Consider the following 10,326-nt stretch of genomic DNA (forward strand, 5'->3'; position numbering starts at 1 on the left):
GTTGATGTTACCAGCTGTTATTCTTGCTCTATCGTCACAGGTTCTTTAATTTCCATAGTGTCCATTTCGTCAAATGTCACACCGTTTAATTTTATTTTTAAGTCAGTCAATATGTTGTTTACTCTACTTTCTATGAATTGGTCAATTGCATTGTCAGGTAATGTTCCACTTCTTGCCCAATCTAAAATTTCGCTTGAAAGTAAGTGTGAGGGCATAACTGCAATAAATTCTGGTTTGTCATAGTCCTTTATATACTCAAGCGGATTTCTATTCGTAATATCGAGGTTTGTAATCTGTGTCAAATAAGCAATGTTCATTAAGCTGTCACTTGTTACTTTATTCTTATGCTGATTGTTTAGCACATACTCCGAATTAGTTGGGAAAATGTGATGCAAGTTTGGTTTATCTGTTGAGAAGAAGAAGTTTTGAACTAGTACTTCTCTGTCGCAATGTTCCCAATCTTTTGGTTGAGCACTTGAATATAAAGCCAAAACCGCTCTACTCATTCTACCTTTTGAGCTGTAAGTTGCTGTGCGAAGTTTTTGCTTGTCAATTAAGAACCTGTCAAACACAACTGGCTCGTTAGCTTTTTCTTTAATCAGGAACTCAATGTGTTGACCTAATTGAGTTGTGTTACTTAACAAGTCGTCATTATGAAAGCTGTTAAACCAGAAATACTGTTTGAGTAATCCATAGTCAGGCGAACTGTTTTTATAAAAGTATGCTGTAATTGTGAAATAGAAGTAGCGGAAAGGAATTAAGTAAGGCGTTTTTATGTGCAAGTGATTTTCAAAAAAGTCGAATGTTTTAAGCATTGCTTTTTTTGTTTCTTCCCAAACCGCCAAAATGTGTTCAGTCTTTAACTCATTGAGGTAACGGTCTGTAATGTTTCTTACTCCGCTATTCGGAACATTATGATTGATAATTACTGCTAAAATTTGCAGATAGTCAAGGTCGCTGATTTTTAAAAACTCGCTGTTGTTGTGATTTCTAAAGTCATCAATCAAATCACGAAGATAAAAACCATTGTCGGCTGGTGTCGTTGCTGTTTGTTGTGTTGCAGGTTTGAATGTCTTAGCAACCACAATATCAAAAATGTTAAGTGGTTTACCTGCTTGATTTATCCTTTCAAAAATTTGGCAAACTTCTGAAACTTGAATACCTTTAACTTCTATAAATGAAATTCGATAGTTGTCAAGAACGCCCTTGATTTTGGAAAGTTCAGCTAAAAATGGGTGGTTAAAATCCTTGTTAACCGTATCGCTGTTAAATACACTGGTTTGAACGGTTGAGAAGTTATTTTTGATGTCAATCAATTTCACAATCAAACCTTCATCAAATCTTTTTTTCTTACCAATATTAGGTCTAATTTCACCGTTGCGGTCGTCAATTTCTGTCCAAAACAAAAATCGGTTACGGTAGCTTTCATCATCTGTATCACTACCAATAGGAACGGTTAGGTCAACATAAAGCAATGGGTTAAATCCTTGTCGTCCTTCAATAGTTCCGCCATATAACGATGTCAGAAGCGATGTCGTTCTTTGCTGCCCGTCAAGAATGTATTGATATTCTGTCCGACTGAAATTTGTGTTTGTTATTTGGTGTCCACCGATTTGTCTGTGGTTTTGAAGTTTCAAATCCGTTTTCCAGATTAGAATACTACCCAAAGGATAAAATTTGTAAATGCTGTCCCAAAGTTTTTTTACGTTTTCTTGTTCCCAAACAACGTCACGCTGAAATGTCGGAATTTGATAATTCTGTGCTATCAACTCGTCAAGGTAAGTTGTTAGCCCTTTGTTTGTTGGAAATATCCTGTCTGTATAATTCATATTTTCTCTTGTTCGTTTTTTAGCAGAGTCGTCTTTTATAATGGCTGGTAATGGTTGGTTTACGAACCTATATTTATCATATTCGTAAAGCCATGCTCAGATTGTACTTAAATAAATATTGAAGAGCTATATTTTATCCTTTTTTCCATCCACTAAATGAGTTGGATTCTATCAACCCTCATCTTTATTCTGATGAAACTCTTCCATATTGCGATAGCGTAGATAGTTTTCAAACTGCTCACAATACTCATCATAGTTGTCTTCGAGCATCGCCTGAAACTGCTGCACCAAATACGCCATGATCTGATCTTTGGCATCACGCATCTCATCACCATCTTTAAAGCCATTGGCACTGACCCACGTATTAAAGCGAGCCGCAGAGAACAACATCGCTGCGCCAACTTGACCACGTACCTCAGTCGGATTGGTTTTTTGACCTTTGGGCGGACGGCAAAATTCATTGGCAAGTTTGATAAACTGATCTGCACGATCAAAAAATACAGCGTTTTGCGCCTCTTCTTCAGTCACATCGGTGGCATCAATACGTGTATTAGTACGATCAGTCACTTGCATTCTCACAACTTCAAAAATTAACGTGGCTATCTTAACCAATTTTGCGGGCGATGGCGACAGTTGTCTATGTGAGTTCATTGTGTTGCTTAGATTGTCTTTTGTCAGAATATCGACTAAGCTAATCGACCTATCGAACGATTGATTGATTCACAGCCCATGAACAAATTGAAGCACAATATCGCTGTTGCGGTGCTGATGGTATTTGCCATTGCGCTGTCTTCGCTTGTGCATGCCTATAATGGTTCTGTAAGTGGTTCAATAGGTAGTGGTTCGGTAAGTCGTGATGCAATACAAATTACGACTGATCTTGAGAATGTTGTCGATCATTCAATGCATCACGCCATAGATCAATCAAACGGTGATAATCAATCTGTATCGAATCATCACGCCGATATGATGCAATCACAAGATTGCCACGATTGTCCGCCTTTGCATTGTCAGCTGATGACTTCGGCGTTACTCCCAACAGGGCAGTTCCTTCCTGAACATGTCTTTATTTCCAATGATTTAGCTCAGAATAGCCTGTATCAAGCACAAGACTTATCGGGCTATTGGCAGAGAATCCTACGTCCTCCGATTGTCTAATCATTTTTAAATGTTCTCGTGGAATCGACTTTCCACATCACAACTTTTTTCAAAAATGATTAGGAACAATCATGTCTATATCTATTCAAAATTACAGCAAATATCTGCTGTGTAGCGTGTTGCTTGCCAGCTCGTCGTGGAGCATCGCCGCAGTCCGTGAATATCATCTTAATATTGATGACAATACCGTAAATGTCACAGGTAAACCTTTAAAACGTATCACCGTCAATGGTCAATTTCCTGCGCCTCTGCTTGAGTTTGAAGAGGGCGATGAGGCGGTGATTCATGTGCACAATCAGCTTAAAGATCAAGATACCTCGATTCATTGGCATGGCTTACTTTTGCCAGGAATTATGGACGGCGTACCAGGTTTTAACCAGTTTCATGGTATCAAGCCGAAAGGGCATTTTGAGTATCGTTTTAAGATTCGTCAGAACGGTACTTATTGGTATCACGCCCATAGTCGTGGACAAGAGCAAGATGGTTTGTACGGTGCATTTGTGGTCTATCCAAAAGGTAAAATGCCAGTAGCGCAGCATGAACAAGCCGATCGTGACTATGTGGTGATGCTCTCCGATTTTCATGAATCGACCAGTAGCGAGATCATGAAGAATTTGAAAAAATCCGCAGAATATTATCAAAATCAACGTGAAACATTGCCTGATCTATGGCAACAGATCAAAGATAACGGTGTGAGTGCGACATGGCAAGATCGCAAAATGTGGAATCAAATGCGCATGCTGAAAACTGATCTGTCCGATGTGACGGGTTATACCTTCTTGGTGAATGGTAAAACGCCTAAGCAAGATTGGACAGGTGAGTTCCTTCCGAATGAAAAAGTGCGTTTGCGCTTTATCAATGCCTCGGCAATGTCGTTCTATGATGTGCGCATTCCCAACCTGAAAATGACTGTGGTCAGTGCCGATGGTCAGCCTGTACAGCCTGTGGCAGTCGATGAGTTTCGTATTGGCACAGCAGAAACTTATGATGTGATTGTCGAGCCAAAACAGGCACATTATCAGATCCAAGCGGAGTCGATTGATCGTACAGGGTTTGCTTTGGCGAGTTTGACGCAACAAGGCACAACAGCGCCTAAAGTGATCATTCCTGAATCTCGACCTCGTGCCTTACTGACCATGTCAGATATGGGACATGGCTCGCATCAAGCGGATTCGGCAAGTCGTTCAAAGATGAACCATTCAGAGATGGATCATGCGCAAATGAATCATGAAACGATGAGCCATCAAAATATGCAACAGATGAACCATTCAGAAATGGATCACAGCATGCCGATGAATCAGGCGATGGATCATTCAACAATGAACCATGAAAGCATGAACCACGCCCAAATGAATCATGAGCAGATGCACGTTGAAGAAACGCAACAGACCGACCAAAATGCCAAAGGTTGGGCCGATGCTTCAACGCCAGTAGGGCATAAGGCGTTGCAATATCAAGACTTGAAAGCCTTAACACCACAGCCAGACACTCGACCACCTGAACGTGAAATCGAAATCAAACTCGGTGGCATCATGGAGCGTTATATCTGGACGATTAACGGTAAGAAGTTTACGGATGCTGAACCGTTGACGGTGAATTATGGTGAACGTATTCGTTTAAAATTCGTCAATGAAAGCATGATGGCACATCCGATGCATTTGCACGGCATGTTTATGCAGCTCGAAAATGGTTTGTCGCCAAAAGATTTACCTAATAAACACACAGTGATCGTTCCGCCCAATAAAACCGTATCCTTGCTACTGACTGCTGATGAACTCGGTGAATGGGCGATCCATTGTCATCTGCTTTATCACATGAGCGCAGGCATGATGAATAAATTGATCGTGGCGCAAGTTGATGAAAATCAGCCGACTAAGCAATCGAAAACCACAACACCACAAACACATAATAATGCTCAAGACAAAACAAAAGGAGAAGACCATGCACATCACTAAACCTTTTCCGCAACAGTTTCAAATGGACTTAAATCGTTCAACATTTTTTCAAGTGAGTTTGCTGTGCTTTGCCAGTGCTATAAGTTCGCTCAGCTATGCAAATACTGATGATCGTAACGCGGATCACAGCAACATAAATCAGCATCTGAAAGAACATGGTGGGCAGATTTATCAAGTGAGTAATCTGGAAACGGCATGGATGCTTGATGAGGATGGGCAGGGCGCTTTAAGCACTGAGTTGAATAGCATGATTGGCACCGATGAAAATCGATTGTTTTTTCTTGCTCATGTCAATAAAGCCGAAAGTAGCGATGCCCATTATGATGTGGCTGCATTATATAGTCGAAAAATCAGTGATTTTTGGGATGCGCAAGCAGGTCTGCGCTATCGTGAAGACAAAAATCTAAATGATAGCGATACAGTCGATGCAATGTTCGGGCTGTATGGGCTTGCGCCGTATTTCTTTGAAACGCAAAGCTACGTCTATTTTGGTGAAGATCAGTATGCTGCACTAGGACTAGAATTTGAGCGTGAATTCCTCTGGACGCAAAAGCTGATTAGCCAACCTTATTTGGAGATGAATGTTGTGCTCAGCGACGATTCAAAATATGCATCGAAATCAGGACTTTCCGAGCTAGGTATTGGTGTGCAAACACGCTATGAAATCAGCAAGCGCATTAAGCCATTTATCGATGTTGGTTATGCTTATGAAAAAGGGCAGAAGCAAACTAATTGGCAAGCCGAAACAGAGTCAGAAAAAGGTTGGCAGTATGGTGTAGGCTTGGCGTTGATGTTCTAATTCCTAACTCCAATTTACCAGTCTAAAATTACTCTTTCAGTTTCCCTTCTTTGTAAAAGAGGGTTCGGGAGGATTATAGAATCTTAATAAATCATCATGATGCTCTAGCTGTGTCATGATGATTTTTTATTTCCATTAACGAGAACATTTTCAAAGTAAAGATTTTCAAACTTAAAAGTTTCATCAAACTGTCATTGTATTTTGTGCTGAAAACTATAATATATGGATATGCGTATATTTGAATTTTCAAGAATTTTAATCTAATAGGCTGAATGACATGCAACTGACTGATTTTTTTAAATGTTTATCTGATCAAACACGCTTAGATATTTTAAAGCTTGTGATGGATAAGCAAGAAGTGTGCGTCTGTGAATTGACTGCACAGTTAAATTTAAGCCAACCGAAGATTTCACGGCATTTGGCCTTATTGCGTAATTTATCCATTTTGCATGATGAGCGTCGAGGACAGTGGGTCTATTACAGCCTGAATCTTGATTTACCTGAGTGGGCTTTTGCTGTATTAAATCGAATTTTTGTGTCAGATGATCTTTATCAGAATTTAGTCACACAGCCTACATCAATCACTACGCATTGTGATTAATGCTACATTTATATTCGCTTTTTTTACTATTCATTTTTAATCACCGTTGTAGGAACACATCATGAAATTTTTGTTTTTATGTACTGGCAATAGCTGTCGTAGCATTTTATCTGAAGTTTTGTTTAATCAACGTGCGCCGCAGGGTTGGGTTGCCTATAGTGCAGGCAGTAAACCGACTGGACAAGTGCATCCACTCACAATAAAGACCTTAGAAAACTTAGGTTTATCTACGGACGGATTATCGAGTAAAACCATTGCTGATTGTGAGCAATATCAGCCTGACGTGGTGATTACTGTCTGTGACCAAGCTGCTCAAGAATCTTGTCCATTGTATCTCGGTGGTGCGATCAAGGCACATTGGGGATTGTCTGATCCATCGCATTTAGACTTAGCCGAAGATCAAAAATTACAAGCCTTTATGGGTACTGTTGAACATATTAATCGTCGCTTGGATGCACTATTTTCTTTAGATTTGGATAATTTGACACGCACAGAATTGACCAAGCAAATCAATCAGATTTCCAATATTGAATAAAGCGCATTCAACGGATTAACGGATAGAAAAATGGCACAAGCAAAATTATCTTTTTTAGATCGTAATTTAACCTTATGGATTTTTATTGCCATGGGCTTAGGCGTGGCGATTGGCGTGTTTGTTCCGCAGGCATCGGATGCGCTACATCAGATGAGCATTGGCACGGTGAATATTCCAATTGCGATTGGTTTGATTTTGATGATGTATCCACCACTTGCCAAAGTCGATTACGCTGCCTTGCCCAAAGTCTTTGTGGATAAGCGAACACTCGCTTTGTCCTTGATTCAAAATTGGTTGATTGCACCGTGTCTGATGTTCGCTTTAGCCATTATCTTTTTGCAAAATTATCCTGAATATATGACGGGTTTGATCTTGATTGGATTGGCACGTTGTATTGCCATGGTCTTGGTGTGGAATGGTTTGGCATGCGGTGACAATCAATACGTTGCGGCATTGGTAGCATTTAACAGTATTTTCCAAATCGTGTTTTTTAGTACCTATGCGTGGCTGTTCTTGACCTTTTTACCGCCGTATTTTGGTGTGGCATCGCAAGTGATTGATGTGAGTTTTTGGACCATTACTCAAGCGGTGTTGGTTTATTTAGGTATTCCATTTTTACTTGGTTTTTTAACACGATTGATTTTGGTCAAGAAAATGGGCATAGCATGGTATCAAAATAAATTTCTACCTAAAATCAGCCCGCTCAGTCTATTGGCATTGTTATTCACCATTGTAGCGATGTTTAGCTTAAAAGGTGCCGATGTCGTCAGCTTGCCAATGGATGTGATTCGTATTGCGATTCCATTGACGATTTACTTTGTGGCGATGTTTTTTATCAGCTTTTTTATGAGTAAATGGATGGGCAATGATTATCCAAGAACGGTGGCAATCTCCTTTACCGCAGCAGGCAATAACTTTGAGTTGGCGCTTGCGGTAGCGATTGCAACATTTGGTTTGGCATCACCTGTAGCATTTACCACGGTGATAGGTCCTTTGGTCGAAGTGCCTGTATTGATTGCCTTAGTAAGTGTATCACTGTGGTTAAGAAAGAAATATTTCAAAGTAGCATCAGTTACTTGATTTGAATATTCTATTGATTGATATAAATAAAAAGGACAGCACATGCTGTCCTTTTTATGATCTTGCGATTTATCTCATCCGTTGATGTGAAATCATGGCTTGCGCTATACGCACGATTTCAACAGCAGAGATGGGATAAATGCACTCAGCTTTTCAGCTTTGTTTCGCTTAGATTTTACCAACAAGGTCGATTGAAGGCGCAAGTGTAGAGTCACCTTCTTTCCATTTTGCAGGGCAAACTTCGCCTGGGTGTGCAGCAACATATTGTGCAGCTTTGACTTTGCGAAGTAATTCAGATGCATCACGACCGATACCACCCGCATTGATTTCAACGATTTGGATTTTACCTTCTGGGTCGATTACGAAAGTACCACGATCTGCAAGACCATCAGCTTCGATAAGCACATCAAAGTTTTTAGACAAAGTCCAAGTTGGATCGCCGATCAATGGGTATTGGATTTTTTTGATTGCTTCTGAAGTGTCGTGCCATGCTTTATGCGTGAAATGCGTGTCAGTCGATACGCCATAGATTTCTACGCCTAATTTTTGGAATTCTGCATAGTTGTCAGCCAAGTCTTCAAGCTCAGTTGGACATACGAATGTAAAGTCAGCTGGGTAGAAGAATACAACAGACCATTTGCCTTTTAGATTTGCTTCAGTCACTTCTACGAATTGACCATTGTGGTATGCAGTTGATTTAAAAGGTTTAACTTCAGTATTAATCAAGCTCATTATATATCTCCATGTGTATGACCCTATTTCAGATCATGAAAAGAAAAAGAGTAAATGTTTTAACTCGGCAAGTAGAGTAAGTGATTTTTCGCCATTGGTGAAACAGTTTTTTTGTATACCCTTGATCGGAAAATCAAATAATAAGGGATTTTACAAAGACTTAAAGCGATTTGGTAGTTCATCAGACCCTAAATATCAAATAGCAAAAGTATGAAACCAATATGACACACAGCCAAAAGTGAACATTACAAAACAGGCATGGAACGATATGAGGGTAGAGCGCATGAATTCAATGCAAACCCTCTTTAGAAATATTTAAGTGCTTGTAGAGTAATCGTGCTTTGTTTAGAATAATTTTCAGCAGATTACAATCAATCTATATCAAATCTATTTATAAACTTCGCCAAGCCATGACAATAGCTAATAATTATGACAGATCAACTCCGAGAAAAATTTGAAAATCTAGAACTCAACGCAGGTCTAGGTAAAATCAGCGCATTTATTTCCATGTCTTTAGCATTGCTATGTGTATTTGGTGCATTGTGCTTTTTGTTTCCAACCGTAATGACCATGCCAGAGCTTCGTCCTATATATGCAAAGCATTATCAGGTCTTTTATTTTAGCTTGATGGCAGGCATTTTTATCAGTGCGGGATTCGGTGCATTTAGTGCAATCGTCCGTCAGAATCGTTATGGATTCTACGGGCTGTGTATTGCTTTATTGGCAGCGGTATTGGGCTGTGGATTGATCAAAGCACCGATTTTACCAAATGTGCCGTTCTATGCAGGGATAGATTATTTTGTACTGACTTTGGTCATTTTGGCATTTATTTTTATCCCGCTCGAAGGCTTCTTTGCAAAAAATCCTGATCAAAAGATTCTACGTGTGGGCTGGGTGACAGACATGAAATATTTCATGGTCAGTCATATTGGGATTCAGCTATTTACTTTTTTAACGGTGATGCCGATTCAATACTGGATTACTCATATTCCGAATAATCCGATCGTGCCGTATGTACAGGCACAGCCGATTTGGTTGCAGTTTATTGAGCTTTTGATCGTCGTCGATTTTGTGGTGTATTGGCTACATCGTGCGATGCACGAGGTGAATTTCTTGTGGCGCTTCCATGCCATTCACCATTCGACAGAACACATGGATTGGCTCGCATCTTCACGTTTGCATGTTGTGGAAGTGTTGATGACTCGCTTTCTTGCGACATTGCCGATTTTTCTCATGGGCTTTCATACGTCGGCGGTATTTGCTTATCTGATTTTTATTTCGATTCATGCGATTTTTATCCATTCTAATGTGCGATTTCGCTTTCCATATTTGCGTTGGATCATTGCGACACCTGAGTTTCATCATTGGCATCACTCTTCTGAAAAGCCTGCGATCGATAAAAATTATGCCGCATTTATTCCTGTTTACGACCTGATTTTTAAAAGTGTGTATATGCCAAATCATTTGGCGAGTGTGTACGGCACAGTGGGTTATAAAATTCCGAATAGTTTTGTGAAACAGTTTACGTGGCCGTTCAAACGCTATACGAAACGCTTAAAAGCATTTTTCCAAAAGCAGGAAAAGGAGTAAAATAATTGCTTTGATCTTGAAGTTGTTATGATTCTTTTGAATCTCTA

10 protein-coding genes are annotated in these 10,326 nt (G+C 39.8%); 7 read left to right on the top strand and 3 right to left on the bottom strand.

Translation table 11 applies throughout. The annotated features are described in order from the left end of the window. Positions 1 to 17 precede the first annotated feature (17 nt). Together MKI79_RS06535 and MKI79_RS06540 are read right to left on the bottom strand one after the other, a co-directional pair. A complete protein-coding gene (locus tag MKI79_RS06535) occupies positions 18 to 1,829 on the bottom strand; it encodes a DUF262 domain-containing protein (RefSeq protein ID WP_241571239.1) in 1,812 nt (603 codons plus the stop codon). 171 nt (positions 1,830 to 2,000) lie between these two features. Next, entirely contained in the window at positions 2,001 to 2,396 is a 396-nt protein-coding gene (locus tag MKI79_RS06540; protein WP_241571240.1) for a DUF3144 domain-containing protein, read from the bottom strand. A gap of 162 nt (positions 2,397 to 2,558) precedes the next feature. Between MKI79_RS06540 and MKI79_RS06545 the strand changes: the two genes are divergently transcribed. The 6 genes from MKI79_RS06545 (at position 2,559) to arsB (ending at position 7,957) form a co-directional block, all read left to right on the top strand. Beyond that, positions 2,559 to 2,987, top strand: a complete 429-nt coding sequence (locus MKI79_RS06545; protein WP_241571241.1) for a hypothetical protein — start codon at positions 2,559 to 2,561, stop codon at positions 2,985 to 2,987. Positions 2,988 to 3,058: 71 nt separating this feature from the next. Beyond that, positions 3,059 to 4,942 carry a copper resistance system multicopper oxidase gene (locus MKI79_RS06550; RefSeq protein WP_407651584.1) on the top strand — a complete coding sequence of 628 codons (1,884 nt, stop codon included), beginning with the start codon at positions 3,059 to 3,061 and terminating at the stop codon, positions 4,940 to 4,942. After that, a complete protein-coding gene (locus MKI79_RS06555) occupies positions 4,929 to 5,741 on the top strand; it encodes a copper resistance protein B (RefSeq protein ID WP_241571242.1) in 813 nt (270 codons plus the stop codon). The genes MKI79_RS06550 and MKI79_RS06555 overlap by 14 nt, the downstream gene beginning before the upstream one ends. A gap of 277 nt (positions 5,742 to 6,018) precedes the next feature. Continuing rightward, positions 6,019 to 6,342 carry an ArsR/SmtB family transcription factor gene (locus MKI79_RS06560; protein WP_241571243.1) on the top strand — a complete coding sequence of 108 codons (324 nt, stop codon included), beginning with the start codon at positions 6,019 to 6,021 and terminating at the stop codon, positions 6,340 to 6,342. A gap of 61 nt (positions 6,343 to 6,403) precedes the next feature. Beyond that, on the top strand, positions 6,404 to 6,877 hold the full coding sequence (locus MKI79_RS06565; protein ID WP_241571244.1) for an arsenate reductase ArsC: 474 nt from the start codon (positions 6,404 to 6,406) through the stop codon (positions 6,875 to 6,877). A 30-nt stretch (positions 6,878 to 6,907) separates the two neighbouring features. Beyond that, the gene (gene arsB / locus MKI79_RS06570) at positions 6,908 to 7,957 is read left to right on the top strand and encodes an ACR3 family arsenite efflux transporter (RefSeq protein WP_241571245.1); all 1,050 of its coding nucleotides are present in this window, start codon (positions 6,908 to 6,910) and stop codon (positions 7,955 to 7,957) included. Between the two features lie 168 nt (positions 7,958 to 8,125). On the opposite strand, the gene ahpC is transcribed toward arsB, so the two are convergent. Continuing rightward, on the bottom strand, positions 8,126 to 8,689 hold the full coding sequence (gene ahpC / locus MKI79_RS06575) for an alkyl hydroperoxide reductase subunit C (RefSeq protein WP_241571246.1): 564 nt from the start codon (positions 8,687 to 8,689) through the stop codon (positions 8,126 to 8,128). Positions 8,690 to 9,118: 429 nt separating this feature from the next. Between ahpC and MKI79_RS06580 the strand changes: the two genes are divergently transcribed. Further along, positions 9,119 to 10,279, top strand: coding sequence for a sterol desaturase family protein (locus MKI79_RS06580; protein WP_241571247.1), 1,161 nt, complete (start codon positions 9,119 to 9,121; stop codon positions 10,277 to 10,279). The last annotated feature ends 47 nt before the right edge of the window (positions 10,280 to 10,326 follow it).

The sequence above is a fragment of the Acinetobacter sedimenti genome (genome assembly GCF_022601685.1).
In the GTDB taxonomy this organism is placed as follows: Bacteria; Pseudomonadota; Gammaproteobacteria; order Pseudomonadales; family Moraxellaceae; genus Acinetobacter; species Acinetobacter sedimenti.

What these genes read in the sequence shown, in the direction of transcription:
- MKI79_RS06580 (WP_241571247.1), top strand. Translation starts at nt 9,119, where the DNA reads ATGACAGATCAACTCCGAGAAAAATTTGAAAATCTAGAACTCAACGCA.
- MKI79_RS06555 (WP_241571242.1), top strand. Translation starts at nt 4,929, where the DNA reads ATGCACATCACTAAACCTTTTCCGCAACAGTTTCAAATGGACTTAAAT.
- MKI79_RS06550 (WP_407651584.1), top strand. Translation starts at nt 3,059, where the DNA reads ATGTCTATATCTATTCAAAATTACAGCAAATATCTGCTGTGTAGCGTG.
- ahpC (WP_241571246.1), bottom strand. Translation starts at nt 8,689, where the DNA reads ATGAGCTTGATTAATACTGAAGTTAAACCTTTTAAATCAACTGCATAC.
- MKI79_RS06565 (WP_241571244.1), top strand. Translation starts at nt 6,404, where the DNA reads ATGAAATTTTTGTTTTTATGTACTGGCAATAGCTGTCGTAGCATTTTA.
- MKI79_RS06535 (WP_241571239.1), bottom strand. Translation starts at nt 1,829, where the DNA reads ATGAATTATACAGACAGGATATTTCCAACAAACAAAGGGCTAACAACT.
- MKI79_RS06560 (WP_241571243.1), top strand. Translation starts at nt 6,019, where the DNA reads ATGCAACTGACTGATTTTTTTAAATGTTTATCTGATCAAACACGCTTA.
- arsB (WP_241571245.1), top strand. Translation starts at nt 6,908, where the DNA reads ATGGCACAAGCAAAATTATCTTTTTTAGATCGTAATTTAACCTTATGG.
- MKI79_RS06545 (WP_241571241.1), top strand. Translation starts at nt 2,559, where the DNA reads ATGAACAAATTGAAGCACAATATCGCTGTTGCGGTGCTGATGGTATTT.